Annotated in this window: 13 protein-coding genes and 3 tRNA genes; 9 read left to right on the top strand and 7 right to left on the bottom strand. The window is 31.1% G+C overall.

Annotated elements, in window-relative coordinates:
• The first annotated feature begins 23 nt into the window (after positions 1-23).
• The 3 genes from ABD771_RS10820 to ABD771_RS10810 are packed head-to-tail and all read left to right on the top strand — an operon-like array spanning position 24 to position 2,881.
• On the top strand, positions 24-1,115 hold the full coding sequence (locus ABD771_RS10820; RefSeq protein ID WP_345094407.1) for an AI-2E family transporter: 1,092 nt from the start codon (positions 24-26) through the stop codon (positions 1,113-1,115).
• Between the two features lie 14 nt (positions 1,116-1,129).
• Positions 1,130-2,314 carry a class I SAM-dependent methyltransferase gene (locus ABD771_RS10815; RefSeq protein WP_345094405.1) on the top strand — a complete coding sequence of 395 codons (1,185 nt, stop codon included), beginning with the start codon at positions 1,130-1,132 and terminating at the stop codon, positions 2,312-2,314.
• A complete protein-coding gene (locus ABD771_RS10810; protein WP_345094403.1) occupies positions 2,315-2,881 on the top strand; it encodes a hypothetical protein in 567 nt (188 codons plus the stop codon).
• Position 2,882: 1 nt separating this feature from the next.
• Here ABD771_RS10810 and ABD771_RS10805 read toward each other — a convergent pair whose 3' ends face one another.
• The 4 genes from ABD771_RS10805 to ABD771_RS10790 all read right to left on the bottom strand — a co-directional run bounded on the left by ABD771_RS10805 (position 2,883) and on the right by ABD771_RS10790 (position 3,926).
• Positions 2,883-3,578: a M15 family metallopeptidase gene (locus ABD771_RS10805; RefSeq protein WP_345094401.1), complete on the bottom strand. Its 696-nt coding sequence runs from the start codon at positions 3,576-3,578 to the stop codon at positions 2,883-2,885.
• A 75-nt stretch (positions 3,579-3,653) separates the two neighbouring features.
• Positions 3,654-3,727 (bottom strand) — tRNA-Arg (locus ABD771_RS10800).
• A 24-nt stretch (positions 3,728-3,751) separates the two neighbouring features.
• Positions 3,752-3,826: transfer RNA gene (locus ABD771_RS10795), tRNA-Pro, on the bottom strand.
• Positions 3,827-3,839: 13 nt separating this feature from the next.
• Positions 3,840-3,926, bottom strand: a tRNA-Ser gene (locus ABD771_RS10790).
• A 275-nt stretch (positions 3,927-4,201) separates the two neighbouring features.
• Here ABD771_RS10790 and ABD771_RS10785 point away from each other — a divergent pair.
• Positions 4,202-5,380 carry an acetyl-CoA C-acyltransferase gene (locus ABD771_RS10785; RefSeq protein ID WP_345094400.1) on the top strand — a complete coding sequence of 393 codons (1,179 nt, stop codon included), beginning with the start codon at positions 4,202-4,204 and terminating at the stop codon, positions 5,378-5,380.
• A gap of 28 nt (positions 5,381-5,408) precedes the next feature.
• On the top strand, positions 5,409-6,170 hold the full coding sequence (locus ABD771_RS10780) for a C40 family peptidase (protein ID WP_345094397.1): 762 nt from the start codon (positions 5,409-5,411) through the stop codon (positions 6,168-6,170).
• Between the two features lie 52 nt (positions 6,171-6,222).
• Here ABD771_RS10780 and ABD771_RS10775 read toward each other — a convergent pair whose 3' ends face one another.
• Together ABD771_RS10775 and gyrA are read right to left on the bottom strand one after the other, a co-directional pair.
• Positions 6,223-7,542, bottom strand: a complete 1,320-nt coding sequence (locus ABD771_RS10775) for a tetratricopeptide repeat protein (protein ID WP_345094395.1) — start codon at positions 7,540-7,542, stop codon at positions 6,223-6,225.
• Positions 7,543-7,650: 108 nt separating this feature from the next.
• Complete coding sequence (gene gyrA / locus ABD771_RS10770) at positions 7,651-10,254, bottom strand: DNA gyrase subunit A (protein WP_345094393.1); 2,604 nt, start codon at positions 10,252-10,254, stop codon at positions 7,651-7,653.
• 262 nt (positions 10,255-10,516) lie between these two features.
• Between gyrA and ABD771_RS10765 the strand changes: the two genes are divergently transcribed.
• The 4 genes from ABD771_RS10765 (at position 10,517) to ABD771_RS10750 (ending at position 16,309) form a co-directional block, all read left to right on the top strand.
• Positions 10,517-13,060 carry an ATP-dependent Clp protease ATP-binding subunit gene (locus ABD771_RS10765; protein WP_345094391.1) on the top strand — a complete coding sequence of 848 codons (2,544 nt, stop codon included), beginning with the start codon at positions 10,517-10,519 and terminating at the stop codon, positions 13,058-13,060.
• Between the two features lie 95 nt (positions 13,061-13,155).
• Positions 13,156-14,526 carry a 30S ribosomal protein S6--L-glutamate ligase gene (rimK, locus tag ABD771_RS10760; protein ID WP_345094389.1) on the top strand — a complete coding sequence of 457 codons (1,371 nt, stop codon included), beginning with the start codon at positions 13,156-13,158 and terminating at the stop codon, positions 14,524-14,526.
• A gap of 40 nt (positions 14,527-14,566) precedes the next feature.
• The gene (locus ABD771_RS10755; protein ID WP_345094387.1) at positions 14,567-14,926 is read left to right on the top strand and encodes a DUF1304 domain-containing protein; all 360 of its coding nucleotides are present in this window, start codon (positions 14,567-14,569) and stop codon (positions 14,924-14,926) included.
• A 60-nt stretch (positions 14,927-14,986) separates the two neighbouring features.
• Entirely contained in the window at positions 14,987-16,309 is a 1,323-nt protein-coding gene (locus ABD771_RS10750) for a hypothetical protein (RefSeq protein WP_345094385.1), read from the top strand.
• A gap of 27 nt (positions 16,310-16,336) precedes the next feature.
• On the opposite strand, the gene hutH is transcribed toward ABD771_RS10750, so the two are convergent.
• On the bottom strand, positions 16,337-17,839 hold the full coding sequence (gene hutH / locus ABD771_RS10745; protein ID WP_345094383.1) for a histidine ammonia-lyase: 1,503 nt from the start codon (positions 17,837-17,839) through the stop codon (positions 16,337-16,339).
• Positions 17,840-18,085 lie beyond the last annotated feature (246 nt).

Raw genomic sequence — 18,085 nt, 5'->3', positions numbered from 1 at the left:
ATTTTTACATAAAATCTATTCAAATGATAACATCAAAGAACATAGCAAATGGAATTCTTAGAGCAATAGGCGTTTTAGCGCTAGTTTGTCTATCAATCTATTTTATATATCAAATTCAGACAGTTATTGTTTATCTTATTGTTGCGGTAATTTTTTCAATGATTGCTAATCCTATTGTTGAGTTTTTAAGAAGAAGATTAAAGTTTTCCAATAGCTTAGCGGTTGTATCCACTATGATATTTTTTTTGTTATTAATTACAGGTTTAATTATGCTTTTTGTACCCTTGATAACATCACAAAGTACAAACCTTTCACTTTTAGACACAAAATCAATTGAAAATAGATCAATTGAACTTTATAATCAACTAAACATTTACCTTAGTAGTCATAACATAGAGATTGAAAAAATATTTAAAGAAACAGATATTACTTCAAGACTGAATTTTAATTTTTTAACTGATTTTTTTAATTCAATAATTGGAACCATAAGTAGTTTTGGAATTGGTTTAGTTTCTGTATTTTTTATTAGTTTCTTTTTCTTAAAAGACAAAGTGCAATTTATTGTTGGAATAAAAAAAATTCTTCCAAATGATCACGAAGAACAAATTTTAAATTCTATTGAAAAAACAAGACTTTTACTTACAAGATATTTTCTTGGATTGTTATTGCAGCTTACAATAATTTTTATTTTATATCTAATTGTACTCTTAATTTTTGGTGTTGAAAATGCCATTGTAATTGCCTTTTTATGTGGACTTTTAAATGTAATTCCATACGTTGGTCCTTTTATTGCGTCAATCTTAGCTGGAATTTTAACAATGTTAAGTAATATTGGAAACGATTTTCAAGATGTCATTCTACCAACAACAATATATGTTTCCATTGGTTTTTTTATTGTACAATTGATTGATAATAATATTTCCTCTCCAATTATTTTTTCAAAAAGTGTAAATTCACATCCTTTAGAAATATTTTTGGTAATTCTAATTATCGGAACACTTTTTGGAATCACAGGAATGATTATAGCAGTTCCTCTATACACAACTTTAAAAGTAATAGGCAAAGAGTTTTTTCCTGAAAATAAAGTAATTAAAATTCTAACCAAAAATTTATAATATTTAGATTTAAAATGAACTTTAATGAAATTTTAAAACCAGAAATTCAAAAGTTTATAATTGAAAACACTGGATTGGACACCAATAAATTGGCTCTTAAAAAAAATCCGTTTTCTCAAATTGAGTTTAAAATTTTGTTAAATCAAATTGAATCTCGAACAAAATCTAAAAACAAACTTCCTACTTGGTTTAATGGTAATAATATTATTTATCCAACAAAGATTTCAATTGAGCAAACATCATCAGAAGCTACTGCAAAATATAAATCTGAAATTGTTTCCGGTGAAAGTTTAATTGACTTGACTGGTGGGTTTGGCATTGATGATTATTATTTTTCAAAAAAAAATGACACAATCATTCATTGTGAAATTAATCCCGAATTATCTAAAATTGTTTCTCATAATTTCAAACAATTAAACGCTTTAAATATCAATTGCATTGAAGGTGATAGTCTTAAAACTTTAGAAAAATTAAATCAAAAATTTAGTTGGATATACATAGACCCATCAAGAAGAAATGATGCAAAAGGAAAAGTTTTTATGCTGAAGGATTGCCTACCAAATGTTCCGGATTTACAAGATACTTATTTAGAGTATTCCGATAATATTTTGATAAAAACAGCTCCAATACTAGATATTTCAGCAGGATTACAAGAACTAAAGAATGTAAAACAAATACATGTTGTTGCAGTAGATAACGAAGTTAAAGAACTTCTATGGATTATTGAAAAAAAATACAATGGTGAAATATCGATTAAAACAGTAAACTTTACTAAGCAAAATAAAGAAGTTTTTGATTTCAATATAAATTCTGAAAGCAAAGTAAATTATGACTTTCCAAAAAAATATCTTTATGAACCCAATAATGCAGTTATGAAATCTGGTGGATTTAATCAAATTGCAAGTTTTTTTTCTGTATACAAATTGCATAAAAACTCTCATTTATATACTTCTGATGAATTAATTGATTTTCCAGGAAGGGCTTTTCAAATTGAAAAAAAAGTTAATTTTTCTAAAAAAGATATGATTGAAAACTTTAGCAATCAAAAAATGAATGTCACGGTTAGAAATTTTCCCGATACCGTTGAAAATATTAGAAAAAAATGGAAAATAAAAGATGGTGGAAATCAGTATTGTTTTTTCACAACCGATAAAAATGAAAATAAAATAGCTTTAATTTGCACCAAAATAAATTTTTAAATGAAAAAGATAATTTTAATTGCATTGTTTCTAACACTTTCCTTGAATACATTTGCTCAAACTGATTGTGAATTTAGTTCAAATGTTACAGATAGCATAGGTACCTATAAATCAACTAAAGAATATTTAATGCATGAAAGAGTTTTTGGAAACAGTCAAACATCAATTTTCTTTTCATTAATTAATGCTGATGGGCTTTTGTCACTAAACATTCAAATGATAAGTAAAAGTTCTGAATTTATTGCTGCAAAATGTTTTGATAAAAGTTCAAAAATTTACATCCAACTTACAAACGGCAAAATTGTTACCTTAATTTCACCAGAAACAGAAACATGTGGAAACGCAGTTATTAATGATAAAGAAAATATCCGAATTCTAAATGGTTATTTTCTATTCGTAAAAGATAATTTTGAAGAGTTAAAAACTTCTCCAATTTCATTTATTAGAATAAAATATGCAGGAGAAGCAATTGATTATGTTTGTAAAAGCGAATTGTTTTCAGAAGTAGATAAAAAGACCTATGCTCCTGATAATTATTTTATGAATTATTTAAAATGTGTTCAATAATTTAGTTGCAATTCCACTTAAAATTGGCTAAATTATCTTTGGTACTATCAATTAAATTGTAATGCCACCATTCAGAATCAAACGATTTAAAATTGTGTTTAAGCATAATCGATTTAAGTAAAGCTCTATTCTTTCTTATTTTTCTGGAAATATCTTGATAATTATGACTTGCTTCAGGACCGAAAAAATCAAATGAAGTTCCCATATCAAGTTCAATCCCATTTTCATCTATCAAAGTAACATCGACTGCTCCTCCTCTATTGTGAATTGAACCTTTGGCTGGATTTGCTACATAATCTGCATTAGGCATAATAACCCACATTTTCTTTTGAATATCTAAAGGTCTGTAACAATCAAAAAGTTTTATTCTATAACCTAAAGATTTGAATTCTTCGTTAGCTTCGACAAGACTTTTTACAGTTTTCAATCTTAAATAGCATTCATCGCATTCATAAACTTTGCTTTTAAGAAAATTGTCATCTGTTGCATATTTCATTTCAAAAACAAAATCTGAGCTAAAGTCTTTTAATTTCACAAATGTTGTGTCATCAATTCCGTCATAAATAGCAATTGAATTTCCAGTTAAATAGTTATTAGTTAACGCTTTTCTACTTTTTAAAAAAGAAGTTTCAGTCGATTTACAACTTATAAAAATAATCAAAGTGAAGATTGATAAAAAATAACTCTTGAATTTCATCGAAAAATATTTATTTCGAAATTTACGAAATATATTAAAACAAAAAAACCTTCTTTTTCAAGAAGGTTTAAATTGTGATCCCAGAAGGATTCGAACCTTCGACCTACGCATTAGAAGTGCGTTGCTCTATCCAGCTGAGCTATGGAACCAATTTTAATATAAAATATTAAAAGTCGGGGTGGCAGGATTCGAACCTGCGGCCTCCTGCTCCCAAAGCAGGCGCGATAACCGGGCTACGCTACACCCCGAAAACAAAAAAAGCGGAGAGTAAGGGATTCGAACCCTTGGTACAGTTTCCCATACGCATGTTTAGCAAACATGTCCTTTCGGCCACTCAGGCAACTCTCCAAAATTCAATATATAATATAAGAACTTTTCTCTTTAAGCGGTTGCAAATGTAAGCTTTCATTATAATATTTACAACATTTTAAACTCTTTTTTTTGATATAATTCTCACATTTCAATGAAATACTTAAAAATCAAATAAATAGAAATTAATATTTTATTAATATTGAATTAATAAACGAATATCTTGCAATGTAAAATGAATTTTCCCTAAAAAATAGTAAATTTGCATTACAAACTAACAAACTAATCCCAACTTTGGGGAAATAATAAATATTATGAATAAAAAAATTGTAATTGTTTCTGCAGTAAGAACTCCTATTGGAAGTTTTATGGGTTCATTATCAACTGTACCTGCACCCCATTTGGGTGCTGCTGCTATCAGAGGAGCTTTAAATAAAATCAATCTTGATCCAAACTTGGTTGATGAAGTTTTTATGGGTAATGTAGTTCAAGCTGGCGTTGGTCAAGCACCAGCAAGACAAGCTGCTATTTATGCAGGATTGTCAAATGAAGTAGCTTGTACAACTGTTAACAAAGTATGTGCTTCTGGAATGAAATCAATTATGTTTGGAGCTCAAGCTATTATGGCTGGCGATGCTGAAATTGTTGTAGCTGGAGGAATGGAAAATATGAGTATGATACCACATTATGTTCACATGAGAAATGGTGTGAAATTTGGACCAACATCAATGCAAGACGGAATGCAAAAAGACGGACTTGTTGATGCATACGATAATAACGCTATGGGAGTTGCTGCTGATTTATGTGCTTCAGAATATAAAATTACTCGAGAAGAGCAAGATGCGTTTGCAATTCAATCTTATGAGCGTTCTGCAAAAGCCTGGGATGCAGGAAAATTTGATTCAGAAATTGTTCCTGTTGCAGTTCCGCAAAGAAAAGGAGATCCAATAATGGTAACGAAAGATGAAGAATATACTAACGTAAGATTGGATAAAATTCCAACATTAAACGCTGTTTTTACCAAAGAAGGAACTGTAACTGCGGCAAATGCTTCAACTATTAACGATGGTGCAGCTGCAGTTATATTGATGAGTGAAGAAAAAGCAATAGCAATGGGATTAAAACCATTAGCTTACATAAAATCATACGCAGATGCTGCACAAGAGCCAAAATGGTTTACGACCGCTCCTGCAAAAGCATTACCAAAAGCGTTAACAAAAGCTGGCTTATCAATATCAGATGTTGATTATTTTGAATTTAATGAAGCATTTTCTGTTGTTGGCTTGGCAAACGCAAAAATTTTAGGATTATCAAATGACAAAGTTAATGTTAATGGTGGTGCCGTTTCATTAGGTCATCCTCTAGGTTGCTCTGGTGCAAGAATAGTAGTTACACTAATAAATGTTTTACATCAAAACAATGCAAAAATTGGAGCTGCAGCTATCTGTAATGGTGGTGGTGGCGCTTCTGCTATCGTTATAGAAAAAGCATAATTAAAAATTTTAAACCTAAAAAAATTGCATGTTTGCCATTTGTAATTTATCAACAATTCCTTTACGAATAGAACCAAGTGACAGAAGTGAAATTGTCTCTCAAATACTTTTTGGAGAACATTTTGAAGTTCTTGAACACAATAAACAATGGTCTAAAGTAAGATTACAGTTTGATGATTATGAAGGTTGGATTGATAGTAAACAATATCAGATAATTTCGAAAGAAAATTATGAAATGCTTTGCAAAGAAGCTATTATTTTGAATTCTGATTTGGTTGAATATATTTCAACAAAAAACAATGTTTTAATACCAGTTACACTTGGAGCTTCTCTATCCTTTTTAAATCATAGCGATATAAATACAGAAAACTATGAGTTTGAAGGATTAAAAATAAGTGGAATAAAGTCTAAAGCAAGTTTGATAAACACAGCTTATATGTACTTGAATGCACCGTATCTTTGGGGTGGAAAAACTCCATTTGGTATTGATTGCTCAGGTTTTACCCAAATGGTTTACAAATTAAATGGATATAAATTGCTTCGTGATGCTTCGCAACAAGCCAGTCAAGGTGAAGTATTAAGTTTTATTGAAGAAAGTGAACCAGGAGACTTAGCCTTTTTTGATAACGAAGAAGGTAAAATAATTCACGTAGGCATTATGTTGGAAGATAACTATATCATTCATGCAAGTGGCAAAGTTAGAATTGACCGATTAGATCATTTAGGAATTTATAATGCTGAACTCAACAGACATACTCACAGATTAAGAGTTATTAAGAAAATCATATAAATAAAAAAAGCGTTCAAATTTTGAACGCTTTTTTTTAAGTTTAAAAACAATACTAATTCATTGCTTTTATTTTATCATTTAATTCTAGAAAACTATAAACTGATTTTAAATTGCTTTTAACAATTTCATTTGTTGGATCTAATTCATAAGCTTTTTCTAAAACAGGCATTGCTTTGTTAAATAATTTTTGACGTTCTGACTTTAAAACTTCATACTGTTTTTGATCTTTAGCACTAACACCTAAATTATTCATATCCTTAACAATTTTAGCGTCTGGTTTTAAAATGATATCTGATAAATTAAGATAAGCATCAGTATATTTAGGATCAATTTCAATTACTCTTTTGTAATATTTTTCAGCATCTTCCAATTGATTTGCGTTTCCACTTGTAACTCCTAAATTAAATAATAAAACTTTATCGTTAGGACTTTTTTCCAATGCTTCGTTTATTAATCTTTTATAATTTTCTGTATCATTCATTTTTAAATAAATGTCAGCTTCATATGTTATCAAATTAACATCATCTGGATTTTCTTTTCTAGCATCTGCAAGTGCTGCTTTAGCTTCATCTTTTCTGTCTAACTCAACTAAAATTAACGCAATATTCTTAGTGATTTCTCCTTTCTTTGAAGGCTCTTTCTCTTCTTTTGGGTTGATATGAGTTCCTAATTTCACAAGATTATCTCTATCTTCTTTCTTAGTATAATTTTCTTCTTGACCAGTTACTTTATTTTTTGCTATGTATAAAGTTTTTTCTCCAGAGTAATTAATACTTTTTAGTTCTCTATAATATTTTAATGAATTTTCATAATCTTGACCATTAACCGCATAATTAGCAGCATAGTATAGATTATCAGTATCTTTTTTATCTAACTGATATATTGCATATAAAACTTCTGAAGCTTCTTTTTGCTTTTTTTCATTACCTAAATATATTGCATAATTCAATAAGGTTGGTTTGAATGCTGTAATAGTCTCATTGATATCATCTGTTTGAATCTTTTTACCAACTTTTTTCTCATATTCAAGCGTAGCATTTAAACCTTTAGACAATTCAGAAATAGTTTTTGGAGTTACTGCTTTAGCCATTTTCATTTGAACTTGAAGAGGTGTTAACGTTACATCTTGTGCTAATGCATTCATATCCAAAATTGGAATCATACTTTTGTAGAATTCAGAATAAACTTTATCACCTTCTTCAATTGCTAATGGGGCAACTTTTGTAACTAAATTTTTATATTCTACTAAATCTTCACCTTTTAATACTTCTTTTGCATATAATTTTTTTAACGCTTTCAATTCCTCTTTTTGAGAAAAAGAAGCAACAGAAACTAATAATGTGCTAGCAATTATTATTTGTTTAATTTTCATAATGGTATTATTTAATTGTTGTTTTTCGTGTTAATTAACAAAAGCTATGCCACCAAATAAATTTATTAGGAAAACATAGCTTTATCAATTTATTTAAATTTTAAAAAATTATTCTTCAGAATCGTCTTCAACATCATCTGCTTCGTCATCTTGATTTTCTGCAACATCGTCATCATCAGCATCATCTTCGATTACCGCATTTGGATCGATTTCTAATTCTTCGCCGTCAATTGCAATAGCTTCTTCCTCTTCGTCTTTCATAACTTTAGTTACTGCTGCAATAGAATCACTTCCCTTTAAGTTAATCAATCGAACACCTTGTGTAGCACGTCCCATAACTCTTAAAGTAGAAACATCCATTCTGATGGTTAAACCAGATTTGTTAATAATCATTAAATCATCTGCATCGGTAACTGTATTGATAGAAACTAAAGCACCAGTTTTTTCAGTAATGTTCAATGTTTTAACACCTTTTCCACCTCTGTTTGTAATTCTATAAACTGATTCACCTTCATCTTCAAGTTTTGTTCTTTTTCCGTAACCATTTTCTGTTACACATAATAATTGTGTTTCATTAATGCTATTTTCATCAACAGAAACCATTCCAACTACTTCATCTTGTTCATCTCTCAATCTAATTCCTCTTACTCCAGATGCTGTTCTTCCCATAGGACGAGTTTTAGCTTCTTCAAAACGAACTAACTTACCAGATTTAACTGCAATTAAAACTTGGCTACTTCCGTTTGTTAGTTCTGCTGCAAATAATTCATCATCTTCTTTAATTGTAATGGCAGCAACACCATTTACTCTTGGTTTTGCATATTTTTCTAAAGATGTTTTTTTCACTTGACCTTTTTTAGTAGCCATAATGATGTAATGATTTTTAACGTATTCTTGATTTTTCAAATCTTGAGTACATATAAATGCTTTTACTTTATCATCACTTTCAATGTTGATAAGGTTTTGAAGCGCACGACCTTTACTTTGTTTATTTCCTTCTGGAATTTCGTAAACACGCATCCAATAACATTTTCCTTTTTGAGTAAAAATCAATAAGTAATTGTGATTCGTCGCTACAAATAAATGTTCTAAGAAATCTTGATCTCTTGTTCCAGCACTTTTTTGTCCAACTCCTCCTCTATTTTGAGTTTTGTATTCTGTCAAAGATGTACGTTTGATATAACCTGCATGCGAAATTGTAATTACTACATTTTCATCGGCAATTAAATCTTCGATACTGACATCACCACCTGCATATTCAATTACAGAACGACGCTCATCTCCATATTTATCTCTAATTTCAATCAACTCTTCTTTAATTAAAGCCATACGCATTTCTTTGCTAGCTAACAATTCTTTTAAATGATTGATTAATTTCATGATTTCTTCATACTCTGCACGAAGTTTATCTTGCTCAAGACCTGTTAATTGTCTCAAACGCATTTCAACAATAGCACGAGCTTGAATATCTGACAAACTAAATCTTTCGATTAACTTGGTTCTTGCTTCTTCACCATCTTTAGAAGCACGAATTAATGCAATTACTTCATCAATATTGTCTGAAGCAATGATTAAACCTTCTAAAATGTGAGCTCTTTCCTCAGCTTTTCTTAATTCAAATTGAGTTCTACGAACCACAACATCATGACGATGTTCCACAAAATAGTGAATTAAATCTTTCAGATTCAACATTTGAGGTCTTCCTTTTACTAATGCAATATTATTTACACTGAAAGAAGATTGTAATTGAGTATATTTATATAAGGTATTCAAAACTACATTGGCAACAGCATCACGTTTTAAGATATAAACGATACGCATACCATTTCTATCCGATTCATCACGAATATTGGCAATACCTTCAATTTTTTTCTCATTAACCAAGTCAGCTGTTTTTTTAATCATTTCAGCTTTGTTAACTTGGTATGGAATTTCAGTAACAATAATCGATTCTCTTCCGTCAACTTCTTCAAAGCCAACTTTAGCACGCATTACAATTCTACCTCTTCCTGTTTTGAAAGCTTCACGAACGCCTTCATAACCATAAATCACACCACCAGTTGGAAAATCTGGAGCTTTGATATGGTTCATTAATTCGTCAATTTCTATTTCTTCATTGTCAATATAAGCTAATGTTCCGTCAATAACTTCTGTTAAGTTATGAGGCGCCATATTGGTAGCCATACCTACTGCAATTCCTGATGCTCCATTTATTAATAAATTTGGAACACGTGTTGGCATTACTGTTGGCTCATATAAAGTATCATCAAAATTCAATTTGAAATCAACAGTTTCTTTATCGATATCTGCCATAATGTCTTCCGACATTTTTTTCATTCTTGCCTCAGTGTAACGCATCGCTGCTGGACTATCACCATCAACTGAACCAAAGTTACCTTGACCATCAATTAACAAATAACGTAAACTCCATTCTTGAGCCATACGAACCATTGCATCATATACGGAAGTATCTCCGTGTGGATGGTACTTACCTAAAACTTCTCCAACAATTCTTGCGGATTTTTTGTGAGCTCTATTAGAAAAAACTCCTAAATCATACATTCCATAAAGTACTCTTCTGTGTACTGGTTTTAAACCATCACGTACATCTGGCAATGCTCTTGATACAATAACTGACATCGAATAATCGATGTAAGCTGACTTCATTTCGTCTTCAATGTTAATAGGAATTAACTTTTCTCCGTCAGACATATTTATAAATTTTTAAAATAAATTAATTTAGAATTCAAACGTGCAATATACATCTTTTTGATATTTTTAAAAGCATTTTCAAACACTAATTTCAATGATTTATTAACAAATTTGACTAATAAAATGGTTAATAAATTACCAAATTGTTAGCATTATATTTAAATATTTTTTTGTCAATTTACTGACAAGTGTTTTACACGGAATGATATTTGTAATAATTCAAGTAATTCACTAAATTTACCTCAATAATACAATTATAGATATGGATGATAATTTTTCTCCAAGAGTTAAAGATGTTATTACCTACAGTAAGGAAGAAGCTTTACGTTTAGGTCACGATTTTATTGGCACTGAACACCTTATGCTTGGAATTTTGAGAGATGGAAATGGAAAGGCAATCAATATTTTGAATAATCTTTCTGTTGATTTAGACCATTTACGACGTAAAGTTGAAGTTTTAAGTCCTCCAAATCCTAATGCAGAAACTAGCATCGAAAAGAAAAACTTACACTTAACAAGACAAGCAGAACGTGCTTTAAAGACTACTTTTCTTGAAGCAAAAGTTTTTCAAAGCACCTCAATTAGCACGGCACATTTATTGTTGTGTATATTGAGAAACGAAAATGATCCCACAACAAAGCTATTAAATAAGATGAAAATCGATTATGAAATAGCCAAAGAACAATATTTAGATATGACACCAAAAGACGAAGATTTTTTAGAAAATTTACCAAGAAACGAATCGTTCAATGAAGATTCAGGTCAAGATGACAGCATGAAAGGCGATAGTTTTAACACACCTGCCAACAAATCTAACAAAAAATCTAAAACTCCTGTTTTGGATAACTTTGGTCGTGATTTGACAGAAATGGCAGAAGAAGGAAAACTGGATCCAGTTGTAGGTCGTGAAAAAGAAATCGAAAGAGTTTCTCAAATTTTAAGCCGTAGAAAGAAAAACAATCCTTTATTAATTGGTGAACCTGGAGTTGGTAAATCAGCGATTGCTGAAGGTTTGGCCTTGAGAATTATCCAAAAGAAAGTTTCAAGAATCCTATTTAATAAAAGAGTCGTAACTTTAGACTTAGCAAGTTTAGTTGCTGGAACAAAATACAGAGGACAATTTGAAGAGCGAATGAAAGCTGTAATGAATGAGTTAGAGAAAAACGACGATATCATTTTATTCATTGACGAAATTCACACCATAGTTGGTGCTGGTGGAGCAACAGGTTCGCTTGATGCTTCTAATATGTTCAAACCTGCTTTAGCTAGAGGCGAAATACAATGTATTGGAGCTACAACATTAGATGAATACAGACAATATATTGAAAAAGATGGTGCTTTAGAAAGACGTTTCCAAAAAGTAATTGTGGAACCAACTTCTGTTGTAGAAACGATTACGATTTTAAATAATATCAAAAACAAATATGAAGACCATCATAATGTAACATACACTGATGAAGCTATTGAAGCATGTGTAAAGCTTACAGATAGATACATGTCAGAGCGTTTTTTACCAGACAAAGCAATTGATGCTTTAGATGAAGCTGGATCAAGAGTTCACATTACAAATATTGATGTTCCAAAGCAAATTTTGGATTTAGAACGCCAGTTAGAAGAAGTTCGTGAGCTTAAAAATTCAGTTGTAAAAAGACAGAAATATGAAGAAGCAGCCAAACTTCGTGATGACGAAAAGAAATTAGAAAAAGAACTTGCTATTGCTCAAGAACAATGGGAAGAAGATTCTAAAAATAATCGTATTCAAGTTACAGAAGATAACGTTGCTGATGTTGTTTCGATGATGACAGGAATTCCTGTAAATAGAATTGCGCAGACTGAAAGTAATAAGTTAGCCAATTTACCTGAACTACTTCAAGGTAAGGTGATTGGGCAAAACGAAGCGGTGCTAAAAATTGCTCGTTCTATCCAAAGAAATCGTGCTGGATTGAAAGATCCAAATCGTCCTATTGGTTCGTTTATTTTCCTTGGTTCCACTGGAGTTGGAAAAACACAATTAGCTAAAGTTTTAGCAAAAGAATTATTCGATTCTGAAGATGCGTTAATTCGTATTGACATGAGTGAATACATGGAAAAATTTGCGATTTCTCGATTAATTGGTGCGCCTCCAGGATATGTTGGTTATGAAGAAGGTGGACAATTAACAGAAAAAGTAAGAAGAAAACCTTATTGTGTGGTTCTTTTAGATGAAATCGAAAAAGCACATCCAGATGTTTTCAATATGATGTTACAAGTTCTTGATGATGGTTATTTAACTGATAGTTTAGGTCGTAAAATTGACTTCAAAAATACTATCATTATTATGACTTCTAATGTTGGTGCACGTCAACTGAAAGACTTTGGACAAGGAGTTGGTTTCGGAACGGCTGCTAAAGTAGCTCAAGCCGATGATCATTCTAAAGGAATTATTGAAAATGCCTTGAAGAAAACTTTTGCACCTGAATTCCTTAACAGAATTGATGATGTAATTGTATTCAACTCATTAGAGAAACATGATATTGACAAAATCATCGAAATCGAATTGAAAAAATTATATGCACGTGTAGCTGATTTAGGATATACATTAAATTTATCTGATAAAGCCAAAGCCTACATCGCTGAAAAAGGATTTGATAAACAATTTGGCGCAAGACCGTTAAAAAGAGCTATTCAAAAATATGTTGAAGATACGCTTGCCGAAGAAATTATCACTTCTAAAATCAATTCTGGTGACGAAATTTTTATGGATATCGAAGATGGCGCTGACGAATTGAATGTAAGAGTTCAAAAGAAAGAAAAACCAACAAGTTAAAAATATAAACCTCAATATTTCAGCCACGAAATACTTGAATTACTCTAAATAATTAGTGAAAATTCGTGTAATTCGTGGCTTAACATTTAAATAAAATGCCACAAAACAAAATCATATTAGGTTCAGAAGAATGGTGTTCTTTTCCCGAACTTGGAATTCCAGCAATTAAAGCACGTGTTGATTCTGGTGCAAAAACATCTGCATTGCATGCTATAAACATTGCACCTTTTGTAAAAGAAGGAATCAATTGGGTAAAATTTGACATCAATCCTATCCAAAACAATCTCAAAACCGTTATTCATTGCGAGGCATTACTAATTGACAAACGTGTAGTAAAAAGTTCTAGCGGTTTTCGTGAACAACGTTATGTCATTCAAACCGAAATAAAACTCGGAAATGACTCTTGGAAAATTGAAATGACACTAACCAATCGCGATTCAATGGGATTTCGAATGTTACTTGGTCGTGAAGCCATGAGCGGAAGAATTCTAGTAGATCCAGAACAAAAATATCTGTTAGGTCAAACTACTACAGAGAATTTGAAAGACTTATATGTAAATGCTATTCCAAATAAATCGGGCTTGCGTATTGGTTTATTGGCTAGTAATCCAGAGTTATACAGCAATAGACGAATTATGGAAGCTGGTGAAATGCGTGGTCATGAAATGCATTTCTTAAACATCAAAGAATGTTACATGAAACTCGATGCAGACCAACCCGAAATTCATTATCGTGGTGGAAAAGTTTTGGATAATTTTGATGCTGTAATTCCTAGAATCCGACCAAGTATAACTTTTTATGGTTGCGCTTTGACTCGACAATTTGAAGCCATGAAAGTCTATTGTTTGAATTCAGCTGCAGCAATAACACAATCACGAGATAAGTTATTTTCGTTACAATTATTACTTAGAAATGGAGTTGATATTCCAACAACCGGATTTGCCAACTCACCTTTAGATACTGACGATTTGATAAAAATGGTTGGTGGTTCTCCATTAATTGTAAAATTATTAGAAGGTACGCAAGGAAAAGGAGTCGTTTTAGCGGAAACCAAAAAAGCTGCTGAATCGGTAATTAATGCTTTCAAAAGTTTGAATGCCAATATCTTAGTCCAAGAATTTATAAAAGAAGCCAACGGAAAAGATTTACGATTATTTGTAGTTGATGGAAAAGTTGTTGCTTCAATTCAACGTGAAGCTGCACCAGGAGAATTCAGAGCCAACATTCACATGGGTGGAACGGCATCAATTGTAAAACCAACAGCCGATGAAAAACGAATTGCAATAAAAGCAGCAAAAGCTATGGACTTAAGAGTTGCAGGAGTTGACATCATTCGTTCTTCAAAAGGACCACTTTTATTGGAAGTAAATTCATCTCCAGGATTAGAGGGAATTGAAGGTGCAACCAATAAAGATATTGCAGGTGAAATGATTAAAGCAATTGAAAATAATATTAAGAAGAAGTAATTAGTAAAAAGTAATTAGTAAATAATTTAATACCATAAATATGAACATTACATCACAAATCATCGTCGGATTTATTGCTTTTATTCACTTATATATTCTTAGGTTAGAAATGTTTGCTTGGACAACTCGTGCCAAAAAAGTATTCAAAACTATACCCGAAGATCAATTTGAAAAAACCAAAGTCATGGCTGCCAATCAAGGTTTATACAATGGATTTCTTGCCGCAGGATTGATTTGGTCACTCTTTATTTCAGATGCCATTTGGAGTAAAAATGTAGCGTTATTTTTTCTAATCTGCGTTTTAATAGCTGGAATTTATGGAGCCATTACAGCTTCTAAACGGATTTTGTTTGTACAAGCTATTCCTGCAGCTTTGGGGATTTTAAGTTTGGTATTATAATACCCTGTCGCTCCCAACCTTTTAACTACAATAGCTCTCTATATAAATAAATAGCTTCTTATGCACCATAGAGTAACACAAATTGCAATCCTCTTCCTTTTATTAATTACTGAACTATCCTATAGTCAAGACAATAACTACATTCCCATTGTTGATGGTGGCTTAGTTCAAAGGGAAGTATATTTATTTAAAACTAAAAATGGTTGGACTTTTACCAATAATAAAGGTAAACAATATCCGTTTTTTTTTAAAGAAATCTCTAGCATTAAAAATGGCGTAGTCGCCTATTGCAACAAAAGAACTATTGGAAAAGGAGATTATTTTCCATGTCAAGACGAAGGTACGATTCATGTTTTTCAAATAATGAAAGAAATGGGAATTATTGACAAGCACTACTTGCAAGACATGAGCTCTTTTGACGAACAAGAATTTGAAATAATGCAAATAGGAGAATTTGGTTATGCCACTAAAAATGGAAAATACGCAAAAGTAAGTCGATATGGTAGTATTCTGACTGAATTTAAATATGATAATGAAAATCTAAATTCGTATACTGAATTAACTAAGAAAAAGAGGCACATAATGGTAGTTATTGATGCTTTTAGTGGACAAGAAATATTCCAAACAAAAGATAGCTTAGTTACCTATTGGAATCCTAATAACTATTTAGTTAAAAATATCAAAACCAAAACTTACTATTTGACCTATAACTCTAAAACATACAAAGTATCAGAGAATTTTAGTCGATTGAACGGACTTCCTATTGATAGTAATGTTTTTACTTATAAAAGTAATGACCAAAAATTTAATTATGGTTTTGCTACATTAGATGGAGGAAAAATTAAAAGCAGCTTAATTCCCTTGACTAACTTCTACAAAGGACATTGTATAGCACTTGAAAAGATAAAAGAACCTGACTCCAAAAACTATTATGGAGAAAAAATTAATGGTAAAGTCATTACTACCTTTATTCTTATCGATGAAAAATTGGAGACCATTAAAATCTTAACCAATTTCAAATATCTTGATGGAAATTATTTCAATAAATATGGAAACATTATTGTTGATAACAATACCTGTAGATTTGTAATTGATTATAATGGCTCTATTGTTATTCCGCCTGTAAAATTTGATAACAGAATGAAAGAAGTATATGAAGGTCTTTATGATGTTCAAGATTACAGCTATACTAAAACAAAAGAAAGCGAGGAAATTATAAATTACTACAATCAAAAAGGAGAAAAAGTAGTTGACCCTAATTGGGGATATGCACCAAAATATCTAGATTTTAAAGTCGGTAAAAACGCTAACTATATCATGTATGGTAAGCACCAATTAATAACTTTAGACAAAGAAAATAGAATTATTAGCAAAAACTTTTAATTCAATACTATTAATTTTGAAAAATCTTTAATCCTCCAAATCAATCAAAAAAGTATTTAAAAACGCTACCGATTTTTCAATATCATAGTGTAAAATTCGATCTTCTTTAACAAAAGGAACTTCTTCACGATATGATTTTAAAAACATTTCAATAAAAGCACTTGATTTTAATGGTCTTCTAAATTCTATGGCTTGAGATGCATTCATCAATTCAATTGCTAAAATGCGCTCTAAATTTTCCATTATTTTTAAGCATTTAGTTGCAGCATTTGCTCCCATCGAAACATGATCTTCTTGACCGTTACTCGAAACAATGCTGTCAATACTTGCTGGTGTTGCCAATTGTTTGTTCTGACTAGCGATACTAGCAGCAGTGTATTGTGGAATCATAAAGCCTGAATTCAAACCAGGATTGTCCACTAAAAAAGCAGGCAAACCACGCAAACCAGATATCAACTGATAAGTTCTTCTTTCCGAAATACTTCCTAATTCTGATAAAGCAATAGCTAAGAAATCTAAAGCCAAAGCTAAAGGTTGACCATGGAAATTTCCACCAGAAATAATCACATCTTCACCTACAAAAATATTTGGATTATCCGTAACCGAATTGATTTCTGTCTTGAAAACTTTCTTTACATAATCAATAGTATCTTTCGAAGCACCATGAACTTGCGGAATACATCGGAACGAATAGGGATCTTGAACATGTTGCTTTTCTTGAGCAATAATTTGACTATCTTCTAACAACTCTGTCATGCGTTTAGCCGTAACAATCTGACCTTTGTGAGGACGAACATAATGTATCAATTCATTAAAAGGTTCGATTCTCCCATCAAATCCTTCAAGCGAAATCGCCGAAATTACATCAGCCAAATACGAAAATTTCATCGCTTTTAGCAAAATATAACTTCCATACGAACTCATAAATTGTGTGCCGTTCAGCAAAGCCAAACCTTCTTTAGATTGCAAAACGATTGGTTTCCAACCCATTTTTTCCAAAACCTTCTTTGCAGGTTGACGAAATCCTTCATAATTCACTTCGCCTTCTCCTAACAATGGCAATGACAAATGAGCCAACGGAGCCAAATCTCCACTTGCACCAAGCGAACCTTGAGTATAAATTACTGGTAAAATATCATGGTTATAAAAATCAACTAAACGCTCAGCCGTTTGTAATTGTACACCAGAATTTCCATAACTCAAACTCTGAATTTTAAGCAACAACATGATTTTAACAATCTCTTGTGGCACTTCATCTCCAGTTCCACAAGCATGTGATTTCACCAAGTTTTCTTGTAGTTGCGATAAGTTTTCATCAGATATAATCACATTACACAACGAGCCAAAACCTGTATTGATTCCGTAAATCGGTTTGTCGTGCGAAGCCATTTTTTTGTCCAAATACTCACGGCATTTTTGAATATTGATTTTAGCTTCTTCCGATAAGGCAATTGGTTTGTGTTGCGATATAATGTCTTGCAAAGTCTCTAATTGCAACACTTCCGAACTGATGTAATGCGAATGCTCCATTTTTGAATGTAATTTGAGCTCAAAATTCAGCAAACAATTGTTAAAATACAACTATTTTAACTTCTATTTTATTATCAAATCAATAATTTTTAGCTTTTATAAGTATTCAAATAATTTATTTCAAATACGATAACGATGTAAAATTGTGATATTCATAAAAATACAAGTAACATTTTTTTGATTAACAAAAAATACTACTTTTGAAATGTATGATGAACAACAAAAATAATATCACTTCACTTTTCA

Origin of the sequence: Flavobacterium chungnamense (assembly GCF_039539165.1) — a bacterium.
In the GTDB taxonomy this organism is placed as follows: domain Bacteria; phylum Bacteroidota; class Bacteroidia; order Flavobacteriales; family Flavobacteriaceae; genus Flavobacterium; species Flavobacterium chungnamense.
The sequence above is the reverse complement of the archived record's forward strand: the minus strand, read 5'-3'. Positions and strand labels throughout refer to the sequence as shown.

Coding starts and splice junctions, on each gene's coding strand:
- ABD771_RS10815 (WP_345094405.1), top strand. CDS start 1,130: ATGAACTTTAATGAAATTTTAAAACCAGAAATTCAAAAGTTTATAATT.
- ABD771_RS10780 (WP_345094397.1), top strand. CDS start 5,409: ATGTTTGCCATTTGTAATTTATCAACAATTCCTTTACGAATAGAACCA.
- rimK (WP_345094389.1), top strand. CDS start 13,156: ATGCCACAAAACAAAATCATATTAGGTTCAGAAGAATGGTGTTCTTTT.
- ABD771_RS10810 (WP_345094403.1), top strand. CDS start 2,315: ATGAAAAAGATAATTTTAATTGCATTGTTTCTAACACTTTCCTTGAAT.
- ABD771_RS10785 (WP_345094400.1), top strand. CDS start 4,202: ATGAATAAAAAAATTGTAATTGTTTCTGCAGTAAGAACTCCTATTGGA.
- ABD771_RS10765 (WP_345094391.1), top strand. CDS start 10,517: ATGGATGATAATTTTTCTCCAAGAGTTAAAGATGTTATTACCTACAGT.
- hutH (WP_345094383.1), bottom strand. CDS start 17,839: ATGGAGCATTCGCATTACATCAGTTCGGAAGTGTTGCAATTAGAGACT.
- ABD771_RS10775 (WP_345094395.1), bottom strand. CDS start 7,542: ATGAAAATTAAACAAATAATAATTGCTAGCACATTATTAGTTTCTGTT.
- ABD771_RS10820 (WP_345094407.1), top strand. CDS start 24: ATGATAACATCAAAGAACATAGCAAATGGAATTCTTAGAGCAATAGGC.
- ABD771_RS10755 (WP_345094387.1), top strand. CDS start 14,567: ATGAACATTACATCACAAATCATCGTCGGATTTATTGCTTTTATTCAC.
- ABD771_RS10750 (WP_345094385.1), top strand. CDS start 14,987: ATGCACCATAGAGTAACACAAATTGCAATCCTCTTCCTTTTATTAATT.
- ABD771_RS10805 (WP_345094401.1), bottom strand. CDS start 3,578: ATGAAATTCAAGAGTTATTTTTTATCAATCTTCACTTTGATTATTTTT.
- gyrA (WP_345094393.1), bottom strand. CDS start 10,254: ATGTCTGACGGAGAAAAGTTAATTCCTATTAACATTGAAGACGAAATG.